The 19,788-nt window shown below is 69.1% G+C and carries 18 protein-coding genes; 15 read left to right on the top strand and 3 right to left on the bottom strand.

Features of this window, described 5'->3' with window-relative positions; all coding sequences use genetic code 11:
* The first annotated feature begins 69 nt into the window (after nt 1-69).
* The 8 genes from AC37TH_RS14135 (at nt 70) to leuA (ending at nt 10,904) form a co-directional block, all read left to right on the top strand.
* Nucleotides 70-1,959 (top strand): sensor histidine kinase, encoded by a 1,890-nt coding sequence (locus AC37TH_RS14135; RefSeq protein WP_490764973.1) that lies wholly within the window; start codon nt 70-72, stop codon nt 1,957-1,959.
* Nucleotides 1,956-2,654: a response regulator gene (locus AC37TH_RS14130; RefSeq protein WP_490764972.1), complete on the top strand. Its 699-nt coding sequence runs from the start codon at nt 1,956-1,958 to the stop codon at nt 2,652-2,654. The genes AC37TH_RS14135 and AC37TH_RS14130 overlap by 4 nt, the downstream gene beginning before the upstream one ends.
* Nucleotides 2,655-2,757: 103 nt before the next feature.
* Nucleotides 2,758-3,555 carry an ABC transporter ATP-binding protein gene (locus tag AC37TH_RS14125; protein WP_490764971.1) on the top strand — a complete coding sequence of 266 codons (798 nt, stop codon included), beginning with the start codon at nt 2,758-2,760 and terminating at the stop codon, nt 3,553-3,555.
* On the top strand, nt 3,552-4,463 hold the full coding sequence (locus AC37TH_RS14120; protein WP_490764970.1) for an FtsX-like permease family protein: 912 nt from the start codon (nt 3,552-3,554) through the stop codon (nt 4,461-4,463). Before AC37TH_RS14125 ends, AC37TH_RS14120 begins: the two co-directional genes overlap by 4 nt.
* Nucleotides 4,418-4,990 (top strand): ABC transporter permease, encoded by a 573-nt coding sequence (locus AC37TH_RS14115; protein ID WP_490764969.1) that lies wholly within the window; start codon nt 4,418-4,420, stop codon nt 4,988-4,990. Before AC37TH_RS14120 ends, AC37TH_RS14115 begins: the two co-directional genes overlap by 46 nt.
* A gap of 102 nt (nt 4,991-5,092) precedes the next feature.
* Nucleotides 5,093-6,406: an alpha/beta hydrolase gene (locus AC37TH_RS14110; RefSeq protein WP_490764968.1), complete on the top strand. Its 1,314-nt coding sequence runs from the start codon at nt 5,093-5,095 to the stop codon at nt 6,404-6,406.
* Nucleotides 6,403-8,967: a phosphatidylglycerol lysyltransferase domain-containing protein gene (locus AC37TH_RS14105; protein ID WP_490764967.1), complete on the top strand. Its 2,565-nt coding sequence runs from the start codon at nt 6,403-6,405 to the stop codon at nt 8,965-8,967. The genes AC37TH_RS14110 and AC37TH_RS14105 overlap by 4 nt, the downstream gene beginning before the upstream one ends.
* 158 nt (nt 8,968-9,125) lie before the next feature.
* The gene (leuA, locus tag AC37TH_RS14100) at nt 9,126-10,904 is read left to right on the top strand and encodes a 2-isopropylmalate synthase (protein WP_490764966.1); all 1,779 of its coding nucleotides are present in this window, start codon (nt 9,126-9,128) and stop codon (nt 10,902-10,904) included.
* Nucleotides 10,905-11,006: 102 nt separating this feature from the next.
* On the opposite strand, the gene AC37TH_RS14095 is transcribed toward leuA, so the two are convergent.
* Nucleotides 11,007-11,753: a trimeric intracellular cation channel family protein gene (locus AC37TH_RS14095; protein ID WP_490764965.1), complete on the bottom strand. Its 747-nt coding sequence runs from the start codon at nt 11,751-11,753 to the stop codon at nt 11,007-11,009.
* A 60-nt stretch (nt 11,754-11,813) separates the two neighbouring features.
* Between AC37TH_RS14095 and recO the strand changes: the two genes are divergently transcribed.
* Genes recO through AC37TH_RS14075 form a run of 4 tightly spaced genes read left to right on the top strand, consistent with a single transcriptional unit; the run spans nt 11,814 to nt 14,219 of the window.
* Nucleotides 11,814-12,554, top strand: coding sequence for a DNA repair protein RecO (gene recO, locus AC37TH_RS14090; RefSeq protein WP_490764964.1), 741 nt, complete (start codon nt 11,814-11,816; stop codon nt 12,552-12,554).
* On the top strand, nt 12,551-13,366 hold the full coding sequence (locus tag AC37TH_RS14085; protein WP_490764963.1) for an isoprenyl transferase: 816 nt from the start codon (nt 12,551-12,553) through the stop codon (nt 13,364-13,366). Before recO ends, AC37TH_RS14085 begins: the two co-directional genes overlap by 4 nt.
* 20 nt (nt 13,367-13,386) lie before the next feature.
* Nucleotides 13,387-14,058, top strand: coding sequence for a DsbA family oxidoreductase (locus tag AC37TH_RS14080; RefSeq protein ID WP_490764962.1), 672 nt, complete (start codon nt 13,387-13,389; stop codon nt 14,056-14,058).
* On the top strand, nt 14,055-14,219 hold the full coding sequence (locus tag AC37TH_RS14075) for a hypothetical protein (protein ID WP_490764961.1): 165 nt from the start codon (nt 14,055-14,057) through the stop codon (nt 14,217-14,219). Before AC37TH_RS14080 ends, AC37TH_RS14075 begins: the two co-directional genes overlap by 4 nt.
* A 177-nt stretch (nt 14,220-14,396) precedes the next feature.
* On the opposite strand, the gene AC37TH_RS14070 is transcribed toward AC37TH_RS14075, so the two are convergent.
* Nucleotides 14,397-15,299, bottom strand: coding sequence for a hypothetical protein (locus AC37TH_RS14070; protein ID WP_490764960.1), 903 nt, complete (start codon nt 15,297-15,299; stop codon nt 14,397-14,399).
* Nucleotides 15,300-15,481: 182 nt separating this feature from the next.
* Entirely contained in the window at nt 15,482-16,015 is a 534-nt protein-coding gene (locus AC37TH_RS14065) for an aminoacyl-tRNA deacylase (protein WP_490764959.1), read from the bottom strand.
* Between the two features lie 32 nt (nt 16,016-16,047).
* On the opposite strand from AC37TH_RS14065, the gene dusB reads away from it, so the two are divergent.
* The 3 genes from dusB (at nt 16,048) to AC37TH_RS14050 (ending at nt 19,732) form a co-directional block, all read left to right on the top strand.
* Nucleotides 16,048-17,238, top strand: coding sequence for a tRNA dihydrouridine synthase DusB (gene dusB, locus AC37TH_RS14060; RefSeq protein ID WP_490764958.1), 1,191 nt, complete (start codon nt 16,048-16,050; stop codon nt 17,236-17,238).
* 4 nt (nt 17,239-17,242) lie between these two features.
* The gene (locus tag AC37TH_RS14055; RefSeq protein ID WP_490764957.1) at nt 17,243-18,517 is read left to right on the top strand and encodes a deoxyguanosinetriphosphate triphosphohydrolase; all 1,275 of its coding nucleotides are present in this window, start codon (nt 17,243-17,245) and stop codon (nt 18,515-18,517) included.
* A gap of 102 nt (nt 18,518-18,619) precedes the next feature.
* A complete protein-coding gene (locus AC37TH_RS14050; RefSeq protein ID WP_490764956.1) occupies nt 18,620-19,732 on the top strand; it encodes a DUF4282 domain-containing protein in 1,113 nt (370 codons plus the stop codon).
* Nucleotides 19,733-19,788 lie beyond the last annotated feature (56 nt).

The raw sequence follows: 19,788 nt of genomic DNA, 5'->3' as shown, positions 1-19,788 counted from the left end.
CGTACATCCCTGGGATGAATTCCGCGGCTGAGCGCGGTCCGGCGACCCTCCGCCCCGTACCGTAGAGGGATGCCGTACCGTGCCCGCCTGGTGGAGAGGATCATCCCGTACCGCTGGGTCCTCGAACCAGCGCTCGGGGTGGTGCTCTTCCTCGCCTGGCTGATCACGGGCCTGCCGTTCGAGTTCCAGTCGGCGCTCGCGCTCACCTTCTACAGCGCCGCCGTCGCCCTCTCGCGGGTGCTTCCGCCCGTCTCGCTTGGATTGCTCTGGCTGGCCGTTCTGCTGGAGACGACGGAGTCGGTGTCGATGCCGATGCCGTTCCGGGTGATCTCGGCGGTCGCCGTCCTGATCGCGGTGTTCGGGATCGCGTCGCACTCGGGGCGGGTGGTGCGCTGGCTGGACTTCGCGTCGGCGGTCCTCATCGCACCGCTCCTCGCCTACCTGTTCACGGTGCGCGGCGAGTTGAAGTTCCCGCTGATCGGCCCGGTGATCGGCGGCTACTACACGAGCCAGGGCGTCGGGCTGCTGCTGATGAGCCTGCTGCTCGCCGTGACGTTCGTGGCCGGCTGGCTGCTCGGCTTCCTCGTCGCCCGCCAGCGCGCGATCGGCGCGACGGCCGGCGTCGTGGACGGCGTGGCGGGAGGCAACAGGTCTGTACTCGTCTGGCTGGCGTCGTCGGGAGGAACACCGGTCTCTGACAACGACCCGAACAGGACGGGGCTGGTCCGTCGCCTCACCAGGCGACAGCTGACCTTCGACATCGCCGGCGCAGCCGCCTTCGCCGTGCTCTGCCTGCCGCTCGACTCCGCCGGCCTGTTCGGCACGGACGGCCCGGGAGGCGCGCGGTCGGCGATCGTGATCGTGATCGGCTTCACGGTGGCCGTCGCCGTGCGCCGGATCTCGCCGGCCGTCGCCCTCGCCATCGCCTGGCTGACCGCCGTGCTGCAGATGACGACCGGGCACAGCATCCAGTTCAGCGATGTCGGGATCCTGGTGGTGCTGTACGCGACGGCCGCATACGGCGATCGGATCGTGCGCTGGTCCGGCCTCATCTCGGCCGGGCTCGGTGCTGTCGTGGCCGCGCTGTACCTCTCGCTCACCGCCGCCCTGAACCAGACCTACCTCGACCTGCTGTCCGGCGCCATTTCGCGCCTGGCTCTGGAATTCGTCTTCCTGATCGTGGTGAGCGCCACGGTCCTGGGATTGTCGTGGGTGCTCGGCCTGCTGATGCGCACCTGGCGCAACGCCAGAGTGTCCCGCCGCGCGCAGGTGGTCGCCGAGTTCGACAGGGCGAAAGCGGTCGAGGACGTCGTGGTCGAGCAGGAGCGCACCCGCATCGCCCGTGACATGCACGACGTCGTCGCCCACTCGCTCGCCGTCGTGATCGCGCAGGCGGATGGCGCGCGCTACGCCAGGCACGCCGATCCTGACTCCGTTGACGAAGCGCTCAAGACCATAGCCTCCACCGCGCGCTCGGCCCTCGGCGACGTGCGCGTGCTGCTCGCCGAACTGCGCCACGCCCAGCCGGAAGGGCCGCAGCCGTCGCTCGACGACCTCGACCGCACCGTGGAGCAGGTCCGTGCCGCCGGGCTCGACGTCGGCGTCGAGCGCATCGGCGATCCGGGGATGCTCGGCTCGGCCCAGCAGATCGCCGCATACCGGATCGTGCAGGAGGCGCTGACGAACGCCCTCCGGCACGGAGACACCAGCCTGCCAGCCACCGTCGTCCTCGCCGAAGTCGCCCAGCGCGACGGAGTGCGTGGCGTCGCGATCACCGTGAGGAACTCCATGAAGACCCTGACCGTCGACACCCCGTCCACCGGAGCGCTGCCGCGCATCGGGCACGGCCTGCCAGGGATGCGCGAGCGCGCGTCGCTCGCGGGCGGGAGCCTCGCCGCGGGTCCCGCCGACGGCGACTTCCTGGTGAGCGCGTTCCTCCCGGCGGGGGAGAAGGCATGAGCGGCGGGACGGCGGACGCCGTGACCACCCGCATCCGGGTGCTGCTGGTGGACGATCAGCCCCTGTTCCGCGCCGGTGTCAGAATGCTCGTCGGTTCGCAGGCCGACCTGGAGTTCGTCGGGGAGGCCGCCAACGGCGAGGAGGGCGTGCAGCTCGCCCGCGACACGGCGCCGGACGTGGTGCTGATGGACATCCGGATGCCCGTGATGGACGGGATCGCGGCGACCACCGAGATCGTCGAGAGCGCAGCACGGGAGGGACGCCGGGCTCCGCGCATCGTCGTGCTGACGACGTTCGACCTGGACGAGGCGGCGGCGCGAGCCATCCGGGGAGGCGCGAGCGGGTTCGTCCTGAAGGACGCCGAGCCGGAATTCCTCCTCGCGGCGATCCGCACGGTGCACGCCGGCAGCGCGGTGATCGCCGCCGGAGCGACGCGCGAGCTGTTCCAGTACTTCTCCTCCAGCGAGCCGGTGAAACCGCAGCCGGAGGAGTTCGGCACCCTCACCGCGCGGGAGCGGGAGATCTTCGTGCTCGCCGCGCGCGGTCTCAGCAACGCGGAGATCGCGTCGACCGAGTATCTGAGTGAGGCGACGGTGAAGACGCACATCAGCCGCATCCTGAGCAAGCTCGGGCTGCGCGACCGCGTGCAGATGGTCGTCTACGCGTTCGAGCACGGGCTGACCTCCGGCGAGTGAATCACCCTGGGCGATTCACAGCCGATGATCATCCTTCCGGCTGACACGGGATAGCCCCACCGCCCGATCCGGCGGGTGCCACCGGATCCCTAGCGTGGGGAGCATGGACAACATCAGCAGCGAGACCGTCACCTCCGCGCACTCGACGATCCGGCCGGACGAGCAGCTCGTCGCGCGTGTGATCGACGCCACCAAGTCGTACGGAACCGGCGCGGGGACGGTGAACGCGCTCGACGGTGTCACCCTCGGCATCCCGGCCGGCCGCTTCACGGCGATCATGGGACCGAGCGGCTCCGGCAAGTCCACGCTGATGCACGTGATGGCCGGTCTCGATACGGTGACGGGCGGCCAGGTGTTCCTGGGGGACACCGAGATCACCAGCCTCGGGGATGCGGAACTCACCGTCCTGCGGCGCCGCCGCGTCGGGTTCGTCTTCCAGTCGTTCAACCTGGTGCCGACGCTCGACGTCGCCGCGAACATCCGGTTGCCGTTCGAGCTCGACGGCCGCCGCCCGACCAGGACGCAGGCCGAGTGGATCGATCACCTGATCGACTCGCTCGGGCTCCGCGGCAGGCTCACCCACCGCCCGCACGAACTGTCCGGCGGCCAGCAGCAGCGCGTCGCCATCGTGCGCGCGCTCGGCACCCGGCCGGACCTCATCTTCGCCGACGAGCCGACGGGCAACCTGGACTCCCGCACCGGGCGCGAGGTGCTCACGCTGCTCGCCGAGGCGAGCAGCACATACGGTCAGAGCATCGCAATGGTCACGCACGACCCGATCGCCGCGAGCTACGCCGACCGCATCGTGTTCCTCGCCGACGGCCGGGTCGCCGCCGAGCGGGACAAGTCCGCCGCCGAGGAGATCTCGTCGTACATGCTCGGCATGGAGCAGCACGCATGAGCCGGCCGTTCTCGGCGTTCCGCGCGAACGCCCGCGACCACCGCGCGAGCATCCTGGTCGCGGCCCTCAGCTCGGCGTTCGGCGTCGCGCTGCTGTCGACGACCGGTGTGTTGTCCGCATACATCGCAAGCAGCCAGGTGGGGGAGCACGGCTCCGTCGGAGTGGCGCTCGGCATCGTGGCCGCGGTGTTCTTCATCATCGCCGTGTATGTCGGCGCCATCGTGACCACGAACACCTTCGCGACCGTGATCGCTGGACGCACCCGCACGATCGCGCTGCTGCGCCTGATCGGTTCGAGCGCCCGTACGCAGCGACGCTCCGTGGCGAGCGAGGGGTTCGCCGTCGGCGTGATCGGCTCCCTGATCGGGGGCGCCGCCGCTGCGGTGCTCGCCCTAGCGGGTGTGCGGCTCTTCGTCGCGCTCGGCGTGCTGCCGGATGTGCTGTACCCCGTCATCACCCCGGCGCTGCTGGCTCCCGTCGCCGTGGTGATCGTGACCACCTGGCTCGCCTCCTGGGTGGGCAGCAGGCGCGTGCTCACCGTCACGCCTGTCCAGGCGCTGGGAGCGGCAGAGGAGCGGCCGGCCGCCGCCGTCCGCCGCGCGGGACGCCTCGTCGTCGCGACCATCCTGATCGTCGCCGGGCTCGGCCTGCTCGTGTGCGGGCTGCTGCTCGGACTCGGCGTGTTCGCGCGCACCGGCTTCCCGATCGCGAGCGGCTACGGCGTGCTGATCGCGCTGCCTGGCGGCGTGCTCTCGTTCACCGGGATCGTGCTCGCTGCGCCCTTCTTCATGCCGGGCGTGCTGCGCCTGGCCGGTTTGCTGTTCAGCAGGGAGCGGCCGGGCGGCTCGCCGCGGCCAACGCCGTGCGCAACCCGGAGCGCAGTTCGAGGACGGCCATCGGCCTGGTGATCGGCGTCACACTCGTGACGATGTTCGTCGTCGCCGCGCAGTCGTACCTGGCGATGATCCGTCAGGCGTCCCAGAACCAGCCGGAGCTGTATGCGGGGGCTGAAAGTGTCCTCACGGTCACCATGCTGGTGTTCAGCATCCTGGTCGGCTTCTCCGCGATCATCGCCGCGGTCGGTGTGATCAACAGTCTGTCGCTCAGCGTGCTGCAGCGGCGAAGGGAGCTCGGCCTCCTGCGGGCGCTGGGCTTCAGCGCATCGCAGGTCAGGAGGATGATCCTCGCGGAGAGCGCTCAGGTGACGATCGCTGCCGTGATCACCGGGCTGATCCTCGGGACGGCGTACGGCTGGGTGGGTGCGCAATCGCTGCTGGCGAGCATCCCGGGCGGAGGGTTGCAGGCGCCGGTGCTTCCGTGGGGGTTCATCGGGCTCATCGTCGCGGCGTCGGCGATCCTCGCCGTGCTCGCGTCCGTCGCACCGACCAGGAGGGCGACGGCGGTCGCTCCCGTCGCCGCTCTCGCCGTCGACTGACCGCGTGGCTCGGCTCCGTGGGACCTCGGAGAATGCTGAATGTGGGCATTAGCTCAGCTTTCCGCGGCCTGAACGCCCCATAATCGAACCGCTCGTCCGTCCGTGAGAGGAACCGCCCTGAACTGGCTCATGACCCTGCGCATCGACAAACCACCGTTCCTGGTGACCCTCGATGTGCTGGCCGCCGTCTTCGTGCTGTACCTGCTGGTGCGCCCGACACTCAAACGCACCATCATCGGCGTCCTGGCCGCGATCGCCGGAGCCGGCGTCGGCTGGCTCGCCACGTGGCTGCTGATCGACGTTCTCGACGTCTTCGGGGTCGCGCTGACGCCGGTGACCAGGATGTGGGCGGTGCTGGCGTTCGCCGGGATCGGGCTGGCGATCGCCAACCTGTTCCGCTCGCGCTGGTGGAGGAAGGTCGTCGCCGTCCTGAGCATCCCGGTGTTCGTCGCGACGGCGGGAGCGGGCATCAACGTCGACTTCGGCGAGTACGGCGACCTCAACGACGTGCTCGGCGTCGTGCCGTACTCCGCGCTCTCCTTCCACGCTGAACGCGGAGAGGTGGCGGACATCGGAACGGACTACGCGTCCACCTGGACGCCGCCCGCGAGCATCCCGGCGAAGGGGAAGATCGGCGTGGTGCGCATCCCGGCCACCGAGTCCGGCTTCGTCGCCAGGAAGGCTGTCGTGTACCTTCCCCCTGCGGCGCTCACCGCGCATCCACCTGTGCTGCCCGTGCTGTACGCGTTCTCCGGGCAGCCGGGTGCTCCGGCCGACGTCTTCACCGCAGGGCGCATCGGCCAGACGATGGATGCGTTCGCCGCGCAGCACGGCGGCATTGCGCCGATCGTGGTCGCCGCCGACCAGCTCGGCGGCCCTGGGCGCAACCCGATGTGCGTCGACTCGAAGGCGTTCGGCAACTCGGCCACGTACCTGCTGAAAGATGTCCCGTCCTGGATCAAGAGCCATTTCCGCGTCAGCAGCGACCCGGCGGCGTGGGGCGTCTTCGGCTACTCGCAGGGCGCGACCTGCGCGGTCCAGTTCCTCACAGGCCACCCGTCGGTGTTCGGCTCCGCGCTCGCGTCGTCGAGCGAACTCGGTCCCATCCTCGGGAACCGCGCATCCACCATCGCCTCTGGATTCGCGGGGTCGGCCGCCGCCTTCGACGCAGCCCAGCCTGCGCAGCTGATGACGGAGCACGCTCCCTATGAGAACTCGGTGCTGATCCTCGGCGTCGGCCAGAACGACGCGAAGTACACTGCGTTCGCCAGAACACTCGACGCCGACGCGACGACGGCCGGAATCCGCACCAGGCTGCTCGTCTCGCCCGGCACAGCGCACGATTGGAACACAGTGCGGTACTCCCTGCGGAACGGCTTCCCCGACATCGCGAAACACATGGGGCTGACGCCGTGACCACCGACGCAAAAGCGCCGGGCACGCCGCCGGACGCGCCGCCTGGCACGCCGGGCACGCCTGCGTCCGCCGCCGTCGGACGCTTCGCGCGCCGTGTCGGCCGCCTGATCGCCACGCACCCGTTCACCGCAGGGATGACCGCGCTCATCCTGGTGCTCGCGCTGGTCACCGGGCCGATCCACGGGCCGCGGCGCCCGTTGCACATCTGGCTCGGCACCGGCCCTGGCCCGCTGGTCGACGGGCACTGGTGGTCGCCGATCACCTCCGTGCTGTTCGCGGACGACCTCGCAGAGCTCATCGTCGCCCTCATCCTGACCGTGGTGCTGGTAGGGGCCGCCGAGCAGCTCATGGGCACCTGGCGCACGGCGGTGTCGTACTTCGCGACGGCCGTCATCGGCACCGTCGGCGGCATCGCGTTCCAGCTTCTCGCCTCCTCGACGGGGGAGATGTGGGCGCGCAACGTCCACAACCTTGTGGTGCTCGACGTCTTTACCGCCATCGGCGGCACGATCATGGCAGCGAGCGCGTTCGCCGGTGCACTGTGGCGCAGGCGCATCCGGGTGCTGACCGTGCTGATCGCGGTGATGTACCTGCTGTACTCAGGGATGCCGTCCGATGTGTACCGGTTGCTCGCCGTGCTCGCCGGACTGGGGCTCGGTGTGCTCCTCCGGCCCGGCGGCCGGATCGGTGGCTGGGTTCGCAGCTCTCATCACGAAATCCGGGTGCTGCTGGCGTCCGCCGTCACGATCACTGCCATTGGCCCGGTGATCGGGCTGCTGACCACTTCGCGTTACGGACTGCTGTCTCCGATCGCGCTGCTCTTCAGCTCGGACGTGCCGGCCAAGGGCAGTGTGCTGGAGCGGTGTCAGGCGTTCGCGGTGACGAGGCAGTGCGTGCACGACCTCACCATCGAACGCATCAACGGCCTCGGGCCGATTCTGCTCTCCGTCCTCCCGTTGCTCGTGCTGCTCGTGGCTGCGTACGGCCTGCTGCGCGGCAATCGGTTCGCGCTCTGGCTCGCCGTGTCGGTGAACGTCCTGCTCACAGTGCTCTCCGCCCTCTACTTCGGCATCCTGCCGCTCGCCGGCGCCCCGCGCCCGCACCTCGGAGCGCGCTACTGGGAGGTCACCGCGATCCTGGCGCTGTCGGCTCTGCTGCCGCTCGCCATCGCCATCGTGCTGATCTCGTTCCGGCAGCACTTCCCCGTCCGTCCGCCCGCTCGCGCGGTGCGGCGCTATGTGCTCGTCGTCCTGGTCTCGGGCATCGCGCTGGCCTCGCTCTATGTGCTGGTCGGCTACCTGCAGAAGGACACCGGCTTCACCAGACCGCTCGACCTGAGCGACCTGCTCGACAACGTGCTCGAGCGGTTCGTGCCCGTCAACTTCCTGCGGAGGGAGCCGGTGCAATACCTGCCGACCACGCCGCTCGCGACCTTCGTCTACCGCAACATCGGTACGGTGTTCTGGCTGATCGTGATCATCGGTGCGATCTGGGTGATGCGAGGACGCACCTCCTGGCGGTCGAAGACCACCGACGCCGCCCGCGTACGCAGCCTGCTGGAGCACGGCGGAGGGGACGCGATCTCGTTCATGGCCACCTGGCCGGGGAACGACTACTGGTTCGACCCGACGGACGGCCGCGCCATCGCATACCGGGTCGTCGGCCGGATCGCCATCACGACCGGAGGGCCGTTCGGCGCGGCGCCGCCGCACGACCGCTCCATCGACCGGTTCGCCCGGTTCTGCGACGACAACGGCTGGACGCCGGTGTTCTACAGCGTGGATGCGGACCTCCAGCCGCTCTTCGATGCTATGGGCTGGTCGACGATGGTCGTGGCGGAGGAGACGGTCATCAAGCCACAGGAGTGGCAGACCACCGGCAAGAAGTGGCAGGATGTGCGCAGCTCGATCAGCAGGGCGCAGCGCGCCGGCATCCGTGCCGAGTGGACGACATACCAGGCGCTGCCGCTGAGCGCCGCCGTGCAGCTCTCCGACATCTCGGAGCAGTGGGTGGCGGAGAAGGACCTGCCAGAGATGGGCTTCACGCTCGGCGGTCTCGACGAGCTGCGCGATCCGGCGGTGATGCTGATGCTCGCCGTCGACGAATCCGGTCGCATCGAGGGCGTGACCAGCTGGCTGCCCAGTTACCGTAACGGTCTCGTGGTCGGCTGGACGCTCGACTTCATGCGCAGGCGCCCCGGCAGCATCAACGGCGTGATGGAGTTCCTGATCGCCGAAGCCGCGACCAGGATGCGCGACGAGGGCGTCGAGTTCATGAGCCTCTCCGCGGCGCCGCTCGCGCACACCGCCGCCGCTGGGGCAGAGGGGGAGAGCCGCGGCATGGACCGCATCCTGAACTTCCTGAGCGCGTCGCTCGAACCGGTGTACGGCTTCCGGTCGCTGCTCAAGTTCAAGCGCAAGTTCCAGCCCGAGCTTCGGCCGCTGATCATGGCGTACCCGGATCCGGTCGCCCTGCCGGCCATCGGGATCGCCCTGGTGCGCGCCTACCTGCCGCAGTTGTCGGTGCGGCAGGCGGTGGCGCTCGCGAGCGGTCGGGGGTGACGCACGTTCCGAATGCGGCGCGGCCACGCCGTGCTACCCTGGTTTCTGTGTACGGTCTGCTCCTCCTTAGCTGCCGCGACGAGACCTAGTTCTGGGCCTCACTCGTCGCGGAGTTTGTCGTTGGCTCTCCACCACACCCCGCGAGGAGAAGACAGACCATGAAGAACACCCAGGCGCCCAGCGCCATGCCGATCCACAAATACCGTGCGTTCCATGAGCAGATCAGGGTCGAACTGCCCGATCGCACCTGGCCGGACAACCGCATCACGGTCGCCCCGCGCTGGTGCGCGGTCGATCTGCGTGACGGGAACCAGGCGCTCATCGACCCGATGAGCCCCGAGCGCAAGCGCATCATGTTCGACTTGCTGGTCCGGATGGGCTACAAGGAGATCGAGGTCGGCTTCCCGTCCGCGAGCCAGACCGACTTCGACTTCGTGCGCAGCCTCATCGAAGAGGGTGCCATCCCGGACGACGTCACCATCCAGGTGCTGACGCAGGCGCGCGAGCACCTGATCAAGCGCACATACGAGTCGCTGATCGGCGCCAAGCAGGCCATCGTCCACCTCTACAACTCCACGAGCATCCTGCAACGGGATGTGGTCTTCCGCACCGACCAGCAGGGCATCATCGACATCGCCCTGGAAGGTGCGCGTCTCTGCCGCCAGATGGAATCCGTCGTTCCCGGCACCGCGATCTACTACGAGTACTCGCCCGAGAGCTACACCGGCACTGAGCTGGAGTTCGCGGTCGACATCTGCAACCAGGTGCTCGACGTGTTCGAGCCGACGGAGGACCGCAAGGTCATCATCAACCTGCCCGCCACCGTCGAGATGGCCACGCCGAACGTCTACGCCGACTCCATCGAGTGGATGTCGCGCCACCTGAACCACCGCGAGAACGTCATCCTGTCGCTGCACCCGCACAACGACCGCGGCACCGCGGTCGCGGCGGCCGAGCTCGGCTACATGGCCGGTGCCGACCGCATCGAGGGCTGCCTGTTCGGCAACGGCGAGCGCACCGGCAACGTCGACCTGGTCACGCTGGGCGTCAACCTCTTCACGCAGGGCATCGACCCGCAGATCGACTTCAGCGACATCGACTCGGTCAAGCGCACCGTCGAGCACTGCAACCAGCTGCCGGTCGGCGAGCGCAGCCCGTGGGGCGGCGACCTGGTGTTCACCGCGTTCAGCGGCTCGCACCAGGATGCGATCAAGAAGGGCTTCGAGGCGATGGCCGCCGACGCCGAGCGTCAGGGCAAGTCCGTCGACGAGCTGGTCTGGGCTGTGCCGTACCTGCCGATCGACCCGAAAGACCTGGGCCGCAGCTACGAGGCGGTCATCCGCGTCAACTCGCAGTCCGGCAAGGGCGGGGTCGCATACCTGCTGAAGACCGACCACGCGCTCGACCTGCCGCGTAAGCTGCAGATCGAGTTCTCCGGTGTGGTGCAGGCCAAGACCGACGCCGAGGGCGGCGAGGTCTCGAGCGACGACATCTGGGAGATCTTCCAGGACGAGTACCTCCCCGCGCCGGTCGACGACGCGGACGCCAAGTGGGGCCGCTTCGAGCTGGGCAGCACCAGCACGACCAACGAGTCCGGCGACCACGTCTCGCTCACCGCAACGCTGCGCGACGGAGACACCGTCTCCAAGGTGTCCGGCGAGGGCAATGGCCCGATCGCGGCGTTCTTCGACATCCTGAACGACCGCGGCATCAACGTGCACCTGTACGACTACTCGCAGCACACGCTGTCGGCGAGCGAGTCGGCGCAGGCCGCGGCGTACGTCGAGGTCGACGTCGACGGCACGCGCCTCTGGGGCGTCGGCATCGACGGCGACACGACCACGGCCTCGTTCAAGGCAGTCGTCTCCGCCGTGAACCGCGCGGTCCGCGCATCCGCGGGCTCCGCCGCCGCTCCCGCCGACCTCGTCTCCGCCTGACCCGCGCCCCCACATAATCGAGCCCAGGCTCCTTCCCGCTTAGACCACGGTTTAACCAGAGCGAGCCTGGGCTCGATCGCGTCGAGGCTGGGGGAGCGTGCGTCAGTCGGGGCGGTCGAGCTTGTAGCGGGGGATGGAGCCGGTCTCGGTGCGCTCCTCGGTGCGGGCTTGCGTGCGGCGGAGCGGGAGGCGCGGCCAGCGCGGGCGCGGGATGCGGCCGAGTTCGCGCTGCTCCGGCAGGCTCCAGCCGAACCGCACGGCCAGCAACCGGATGAGCAGGGTCACCGCCACGCAGACGCTCGCCGCGACCGAGATCGGCACGCCGAGATCGGCCAGCACCACGAGCACGACCGTCCCGCCACCAGCCGCGACGGCGTAGAGCGACCCGACGTGCATCAGCGCGATCGGCAGGTTCAGCAGCATGTCGCGCAGGATCGACCCGCCGACCGCGGACACGACGCCGACGAACACGGCAGGCACCTCCGGCAGCCCCAGCGAGAGCGCCTTGGTGGCGCCGATCGCGCCGAAGAGGCCGATGGTGAGCGCGTCGAGGAAGGTGATGATCGGGTCGAGCCGGCGGAACAGCCGGATCAGGAGCATCCCGAGCAGTGCGGCGACGACGGTGGTCAGCAGGTACCAGTTGGAGAGCAGCGCCACCGGACGGGTGACCAGCAGGATGTCGCGCAGCAGACCGCCGCCGACACCGGTCGCGACGCCGATGATCGCGACGCCCAGCAGATCGAGCTTCCTGTCCCGGAACCCGGAGGCGAACATCGCCCCTTGCAGGCTGCCGACGCCGACGGCGACCAGATCGGCCCACAGCGGAATCGTGAAGGCCGTCGTGCTCATACGTCACTTCTACCATGCGCGGCGTCAGGTGACTGTCGGTATGACGCGGGATACTGGAGTGTGCCTGTCTATCGTGATGAAGCCGTCGTGCTCCGCACCCACAAACTGGGGGAAGCCGACCGCATCGTCACCATGCTCACGCGTCAGCACGGCAAGGTCCGTGCGGTCGCGAAGGGCGTGCGGCGCACCGCCTCCAAGTTCGGGTCGCGGCTGGAGCCGTTCATGGTCGCCGATGTGCAGCTCTACGAGGGCCGCAGCCTCGACGTGGTGACCCAGGCCGAGTCGCTGGGCGCGTACGGCGCGCTGATCGCGGACGATTACGCCAGCTACACGGCGGCGAACGCGATGGTCGAGACGGCCGACCGGCTCACCGAGGCGGAAGGATCGCTGCAGCAGTACCTCCTGCTGGTCGGGGCGCTCCGCTCGCTGTCGAAGCGTGAGCACGGCGCCTCCATGACTCTCGACTCCTATCTGCTGCGCGCGCTGTCGCTGGCGGGCTGGGCGCCGAGCTTCCTCGATTGTTCCCGCTGCGGGGCCGCCGGACCGCACGACCACCTCGTGGTGCAGCTCGGCGGCGTGGTCTGCGACGACTGTGCTCCGCAGGGCGCACCCCGGTTGGATGCGGCGACCATCGCCCTGCTCGGAGCCCTGCTCACCGGAGACTGGGCGGCGGCCGACGAGACGGACGACGCCACGAGGTCGAAGGCGAGCGGCGTCGTCGCCGCGTACACGCAATGGCATCTGGAACGCGGGCTGCGCTCGCTCCAGCATGTGCAGCACGAACGGAAAGCGAACGGATGAGCCCCAAGCCTTACACCCACAAGGATGCGGTGGTGTTCCGCCCGCTCGACTGGACGGGCGTGTACCCGCCGGCGATCCCCGTCGCGGCCGTCCCCGAGCATGTCGCGATCGTGATGGACGGCAACGGCCGCTGGGCCAACGGCCGCGGTCTCACCAGGATCGAGGGGCACAAGGCGGGGGAGGCGTCGCTGCTCGACGTCGTGGCCGGGGCGATCCAGATCGGCGTCAAGCACCTGAGCGTCTACGCGTTCTCCACCGAGAACTGGAAGAGGTCGCCGGACGAGGTGCGGTTCCTGATGGGCTTCAACCGGGATGTCCTGCACCGGCGGCGCGACCAGCTGAACGAGTGGGGCGTCCGCGTGCGCTGGGCGGGCAGGAAGCCGCGGCTCTGGTCGTCCGTGATCAAGGAGCTGCAGTTCGCCGAGAAGCTCACCGCGGGCAACGACGTGCTCACGCTGACCATGTGTGTCAACTACGGCGGCCGCACCGAGATCGCCGATGCGGTGCGTGGCATCGCCGAGGAGGTCGCCGCGGGCCGGATGAAGCCGTCCGCCGTGACGGAGAAGAGCATCCAGCGCCACCTGTACGCCCCCGACCTGCCGGACGTCGACCTGTTCGTGCGCAGCTCCGGCGAGCAGCGCACCAGCAACTTCATGCTCTGGCAGAGCGCGTACGCCGAGATGGTGTTCCTCGACACGCTGTGGCCGGACTTCAGCCGTGCGGACCTCTGGAACGCCATCGACATCTACGCCAACCGCAACCGCCGGTTCGGCGGGGCAGTGGATGCGCCGGGAACGGGAATGAAGGCGTGACCGCCTCCGTTGGCTTCGGTGTGAGTGAACCCATCAAGATCGACATCTGGTCCGACATCGCCTGCCCGTGGTGCTACATCGGCAAGCGCAAATTCGAAGCGGGCAGCGGCCTGTTCGCCGGAGCGGGCGACGACCGCGCCGTCGAGGTGGAGTACCACTCCTACGAGCTCTCCCCGGACACCCCCGTCGACTTCGACGGCACCGAGATCGACTTCCTCGCCGGCCACAAGGGCATGCAGGCGTCCCAGGTGACGCAGATGCTCGAGCGGGTCACCGGCATCGCATCCTCGGTCGGGCTCGACTACGACTTCGACGTCCTCAAGCACACCAACACCGTCAAGGCGCACGAGCTGCTGCACTTCGCCAAGGCGAACGGCAAGCAGCTGGAACTCGCCGAGCGTCTGTTCAAGGCGTATTTCATCGAGGGCAAGCACGTCGGGCGCACAGAAGACCTCGCCGACCTGGCCGCAGAGGTCGGGCTCGACCGCGCGGCCGCCGTCGCAGCGCTGGAGTCGAACGAGTTCCTCTCCGACGTCCGCGCCGACCAGTCGCTGGCGCAGGAGTACGGCATCCAGGGTGTTCCGTTCTTCGTGATCGACGGCCGCTACGGCGTATCCGGTGCACAGGACGCGGCGACGTTCGCCCAGGTGCTGGAGCAGGTCTGGACGGAACGCGCCGAGGTGACCGCGTGAGCGGCGATGGCGTAGTGGGCGTGGTCGCAGCAGACGCCGGCGCGTCTGGCGATTCCGTCGCGGCCCCGCCGCGCTTCCCGCTGGTCGCCCTCGGCGACGCGTCGGCCGCAGCCTGCGAGGGCGACGCCTGCCTGATTCCGGGCGCTTCCCCCGCATCCTGAATCGAGTGGTCCCGAATTGCCGCGTGCACACGTGCACGTACGGCAATTCGGGACCACTCGTTCGTTGCTGAGGCGTCGTACGGCAATTCGGGACCACTCGTTCGTTGCTGAGGCGTCGTACGGCAATTCGGGACCACTCGTTTGGTCCTGCGGCGATGGACGGCACTCCGGGAACCGTCACTCTGCTCGCGAGGCGAGTGCGGTGCGCACGCGGCGCACGGCCTCAGCCGCGCCGCCGTGCAGGTGGGTGCGGTTCAGGCGGATGACACGCCAGCCGAGCTGCTCGATCCTCCACAGGCGGTCGACATCGGCGGCGTACTGCGCCGGGTCGGTCCGGTGGTGCCCGCCGTCGTACTCGATCACGATGCCCGCCCGCTCGTAGACGAGGTCGCCGAAGGCCACGAATGCACCTGACGAGTCGGCGAAGGCCGCGTTGATCGACGGCTCCGGAAGGCCGGCCCGCACGATCGCGAGCCCGATGCTGGTCTCCATCGGAGAGTCTGTCCGCTCCCGAATCAGCGCGAGAGCCTCGCGCATCCGATCCACTCCCGGACGCCCGCGCGCGGAGGCGACAGCCGCACGCAGATCGTCGGCGCGCGCGAGCGGGGCTGTCCGCCGCAGCAGGGCGTCGCCTGCCTGGACCAGGGCATCCACGGGCAGCAGCGACGCCAGCTCGCACCAGACCTCGACCGGGGACGGGATCCGCAGCCCATTCCAGTCGCGCAGCGTCGCCGGCTCGACACGCAACTGATGGCCGACGATGCCTGTGCCCTTTGGCGCGCGGAACGGCGGGATCACTGCTACGTGCAGTTCATCGGAGTGCTCGCCCTCCTCGCGTACGGGCAGGCGGAGAATCCGCGCTGCGGTGGTGTGGCTGAAGAAGTGCCTCGTGCCGAACCGAGTCTGGGCGGCGGCGCATCGATCGAGGAATCCACCGGGTCCGGCCGCGCGCACGCCGTGGAACGGCCGGGCGAGATCGCGGCGGCGCATCCGGGAGTGCCGGACGCCCGCGCGCAGCGCGACCGTCGTCGAGAACGCCCCCGCGAGGAACGGGGCAGGAAGTGGAGCTGGCGTCGGCATCGCCATACCCTGCCACATCTGCCGCGCACGCCGCAGAAGTTATCCACACCCCCGGATCGAGTGGTCCCGAGTATGAATCGAGTGGTCCCGAATTGCCGTGTGCTCCCGCGACGTACGGCAATTCGGGACCACTCGATCCCCGGCTGCGGCGTGCGAGGGCGACGCGTGCCTGGTCCCGGAGACTACTCCGGGTCTGTGATGTCGGCGATGGTGGCCGCGAAGGCTTCGACGAGCTCGTCGGCGTCCACGTAGAGGGAGTATCCGTGCTCGCCCGCGCCCATCGACACGGTGCGGCCGGGGATGCTCGCGTCCGCGACCACGGGCCACGCCGTGCGGCTGCCAAACGGGGTGATCGTGCCGCGCTCGTACCCCGTGGCCTCGTAGGCGACCGACGCATCCGGGAGCTGCAGTTTGTTGACGTGCAGGACGGCGCGGAGCTTCGGCCAGGAGATCTTGCGGCCGCCGGGCACCAGCGCGAAGACGAACGTGTCGTCACTGCGCTTGACCACCAGCGTCTTCACGATGTCGGACGGCTCGATGCCGAGAAGCTGCGCCGCCTCCTCCAGACTGCGCGCCGCCGGGCGCTCGACCACCCGGATGTTCACCCCGCGTGCGGCCGCGTCGGCCTCGACCCGCGCCCTCCCGCTGGGAGTGTGCACGCCCTCCACAGACGCCGTCTCACCCTGGTTCTCCACAGCTTCCGGTCGCTCGGTCATGCGGTTCAGCTCTTTCTGGGAGAATTGAGGAAATGACTACTACAGCAACGATAAGCCACGCGCCTCAGCTGACCATCGGTCCGCTGGCACTTGACGTGCCCGTCGTGCTGGCTCCGATGGCCGGGATCACGAACACCGCGTTCCGCAGGCTTTGCCGTGAGTTCGGGGCCGGCCTCTACGTGAGCGAGATGATCACCTCACGCGCACTCGTCGAGCGCACCCCGGAGTCCCTGAGACTCATCACCCACCACGAGTCGGAGACGCCGCGCTCCATCCAGCTTTACGGTGTCGATCCGAAGACCGTCCGCGAGGCGGTCACCATGCTCGTCGCGGAAGACCGTGCAGACCACATCGACCTCAACTTCGGCTGCCCGGTGCCCAAGGTCACCCGCAAAGGCGGCGGAGCTGCGCTCCCGTGGAAGCTCGGCCTGTTCCGCGAGATCGTCGAGGGTGCAGTGGATGCGGCGGGCGCCATCCCGCTCACAGTCAAGATGCGCAAGGGCATCGACAGCGACCACCTCACCTACCTCGAAGCGGCGAAAGCCGCCGAGGGTGCAGGCGTCGCGTCCATCGCCCTGCACGCCAGGACGGCGGCCGAGTTCTACTCGGGGCACGCCGACTGGTCGGCCATCGCGAAGCTGAAAGAGACCATCACCGGCACCCCGGTGCTCGGCAACGGCGACATCTGGTCGGCGGCCGACGCCATCCGGATGGTCGACGAGACCGGGTGCGACGGCGTGGTGGTCGGGCGCGGCTGCCTCGGGCGGCCGTGGCTGTTCGGCGACCTGGCCGCAGCGTTCCGCGCGCGCGCCGGCGAGATCGACGCGGCGACAGCGGAGCGCGCACAGGCGCACCCGTCGCTCGGCCAGGTGGCCGCCACGTTCCGTCGTCACGCTGAGCTGCTGGTCGAATTCTTCGACAGCGAAGAGCGCGGCTGCCGCGACATCCGCAAGCACGTCGCCTGGTACTTCAAGGGGTATCCGGTCGGCGGCGACCTGCGGGCGAGCCTCGCGACCGTCGAGACGCTCGCGCACCTGGACGACCTCCTCGCCACCCTCGACTGGGAGCAGGAGTATCCGGGAGAGGCCGCTGAGGGACAGCGCGGCCGAGCAGGCACCCCGAAGAAGCCGGCGCTGCCGGACGGCTGGCTCGCCAGCCGCGACCTGGACGGTTTCGAACGCGCAGAGGTCGCCGACGCGGAGGTGCACAACAGTGGTGGATAGTCCGGTGACAGAAGGCCGTGCCGGAACGATCGAGCGGAGCGAGGGGTACAGCGAGCACGATCGTGAGCGCTGGCTGCCAGAGCAGCACTCGAGTCGTCGCAGCGACTTCGCCCGCGACAGGGCGCGGCTGTTGCACTCCAGCGCCCTGCGCAGGCTCGCGGCCAAGACGCAGGTGCTGAGCCCGACGGCTGGGCTCGATTTCGCCAGGAACCGCCTGACCCACTCGCTCGAGGTCGCGCAGGTCGGCCGGGAGCTCGCCAACAGCCTGGGCCTCGACCCGGACATCGTCGACACCGCGTGTCTCGCCCACGACATCGGCCACCCGCCGTTCGGGCACAACGGGGAGCGGGCGCTCAACAGCTGGGCAGACGACATCGGCGGCTTCGAAGGCAACGCGCAGACGCTGCGGCTGCTCAGCAGGCTGGAACCGAAAGTGTTCGGCAGGGACGGCAGGCCGTACGGCCTGAACCTCACCCGCGCGAGCCTCGACGCCAGCTGCAAATACCCGTGGCCGGACACCTCGTCGGTCGCCGACCCGAGCGGTCGCGCCAAGTTCGGCTTCTACGCCGACGACCACGCCGTGTTCGAATGGATGCGCGCCGGAGCCCCTGAGCGGGTGCGCTGCATCGAGGCGCAGGTGATGGACCTCAGCGACGACATCGCATACTCGGTTCACGACTTCGAAGACGCGGTCGTCAACGGCTACATCGACGTCGCAGCGCTCGGCAGCCGGGTCGACCACGACGACCTGGTCCGCTCCATGTACGACTGGATCGGCGGGGAGTTCAGCCACGACGAGCTCATCGCCGCGTTCGATCGCCTCGACAACCTCGACATCTGGCTCGACGGCTGGGACGGCAGCCGCCGCTCCCAAGCGCGGCTGAAGAACCTGACCAGCCAGCTGATCGGCCGGTTCGCCCACGCCGCGGTGCACGCCACGAAGGCCACCTCCGGCAGCGCCGACCTCATCCGGTTCGGAGCAGACGTCGTGGTCCCCGCGCCCATCCAGGCGGAGATCGCCGTGCTCAAGGGCATCGTGGCGACGTTCGTGATGTCGAAGAACACGCGCCAGCCGATCTACGCGCAGCAGCGCCAAATCCTCACGACCCTGGCCGACCTGCTCTACTCCCGCGGTCCGGCCGAACTCGATCCAGGGTTCGCGGAGGACTGGAAGGACGCGGACGACGACACCGCCCGCAAACGCGTGATCGTCGACCAGGTCGCGAGCCTCACCGACCAGTCGGCACTGAGCTGGTACGAACGTCTCGTGCAACACTGAACGTGTGGGTGGACTGCGCTGACACCCTCTAAGTTCTCTCGGCGGGCTTGAAACGCCGACCCCTGTGCAGAATGCTGGAGTCTGCGGCATCGAGAGGAAATAATGAGCACCCCACTACCCCCGGCGGACGGCGACCAGCCGACACCAGACGATGCCACCACCCCTGCGCCCGTCAAACGCGTGACGAGCAGAAGCACCGGCGCGGCGAAGACGCCCGCCTCGCGGACGACGGCGCCGAAGACGTCCAGCACGCCGAAGACGTCCAGCACGCCGACGACGCCTGCTGCGCCGACGACGCCTGCCGCGCCCAAGGCATCTATTGCGCCGAAGACGCCCTCTACGCCGAAGACGTCCACTACGTCCAAGACAGCGTCCACGGCGAAGCCCGCCGCAGCGAAGACCACACCCGCTGCGCGCACGAGGCGGGCGGCTGCGAACAAGCCGGCGCCGGCCGCTCCGGATGGCGAGGCCCCCTCGATCATGGATGCGGCCCTCGGTGCGGCGAACCCGATCGCCACCCAGGCGTCGCCTGCTGAACCAGCCGCACCCGCTGTCACACCGGCGCCTGAGTCGACGGTTCCCGTTCCACCGGCAGCACCCGCAGCGCCGGCCGCTCCAGCAGCTCCGCCGGCAACGGCCGCGGTAGACGTGACGGCCGCAACTGTCCGGCTTCCCGAGTCCGTCTCCGGCGTGCGCACTGAGCCCGCCGACGCCACAGTTCCGTCGCAGGCCCCCGCACCGGATGCATCCATTGTTGCCGCCGAATCAGCCCCCGACGTACCGGCAGCATCCAACGCATCCGCTGCGGCGACGGCACCCGTCGACGCCGCGGCCGCAGCACCGTCCGGCACCTCCGCCGCGGCGCCCGGACGCACGGTCTCCGACTTCGCCGACCGGCTCGACGACACCCGCTTCTTCTCGTCGCTGTTCGACTTCACGTTCACGAACTACGTCACCAGGAAGCTCGCCGGACCGGTCTACGTCGTCGGCCTCGTGCTGATCGGGTTGAGCACGCTGCTGTCGCTCGTGTACAGCCTCACCCTCGCCATCGACACGCACGCCGTCGTCGGTGCGTTCGTGTTCCTGTTCGGCGTCATCATCACAATTGTCGGGGCCATGCTGAGCGTGCTGCTCCTTCGTGTGGGCATCGAAGTGTTCGTCGCGATCATCGAGATCGCCCAGAACACCCGGCGCAGGCGCAAGCAGCGCGACTGAGCAAGCTCGGCAGGCTCGGCAGGCCGAGTAGGCGGAACCCGCCGAACGACCGACAG

The sequence above is a fragment of the Leifsonia sp. McL0627 genome (genome assembly GCF_058244615.1).
Note: the sequence above shows the minus strand (reverse complement) of the source record. Positions and strands in the feature narration are given on the sequence as shown.

What these genes read in the sequence shown, in the direction of transcription:
- AC37TH_RS14065 (WP_490764959.1), bottom strand. Translation starts at nt 16,015, where the DNA reads ATGACCGAGCGACCGGAAGCTGTGGAGAACCAGGGTGAGACGGCGTCT.
- AC37TH_RS14125 (WP_490764971.1), top strand. Translation starts at nt 2,758, where the DNA reads ATGGACAACATCAGCAGCGAGACCGTCACCTCCGCGCACTCGACGATC.
- AC37TH_RS14120 (WP_490764970.1), top strand. Translation starts at nt 3,552, where the DNA reads ATGAGCCGGCCGTTCTCGGCGTTCCGCGCGAACGCCCGCGACCACCGC.
- AC37TH_RS14135 (WP_490764973.1), top strand. Translation starts at nt 70, where the DNA reads ATGCCGTACCGTGCCCGCCTGGTGGAGAGGATCATCCCGTACCGCTGG.
- AC37TH_RS14095 (WP_490764965.1), bottom strand. Translation starts at nt 11,753, where the DNA reads ATGAGCACGACGGCCTTCACGATTCCGCTGTGGGCCGATCTGGTCGCC.
- leuA (WP_490764966.1), top strand. Translation starts at nt 9,126, where the DNA reads ATGAAGAACACCCAGGCGCCCAGCGCCATGCCGATCCACAAATACCGT.
- AC37TH_RS14070 (WP_490764960.1), bottom strand. Translation starts at nt 15,299, where the DNA reads ATGCCGACGCCAGCTCCACTTCCTGCCCCGTTCCTCGCGGGGGCGTTC.
- AC37TH_RS14085 (WP_490764963.1), top strand. Translation starts at nt 12,551, where the DNA reads ATGAGCCCCAAGCCTTACACCCACAAGGATGCGGTGGTGTTCCGCCCG.
- AC37TH_RS14050 (WP_490764956.1), top strand. Translation starts at nt 18,620, where the DNA reads ATGAGCACCCCACTACCCCCGGCGGACGGCGACCAGCCGACACCAGAC.
- dusB (WP_490764958.1), top strand. Translation starts at nt 16,048, where the DNA reads ATGACTACTACAGCAACGATAAGCCACGCGCCTCAGCTGACCATCGGT.
- AC37TH_RS14130 (WP_490764972.1), top strand. Translation starts at nt 1,956, where the DNA reads ATGAGCGGCGGGACGGCGGACGCCGTGACCACCCGCATCCGGGTGCTG.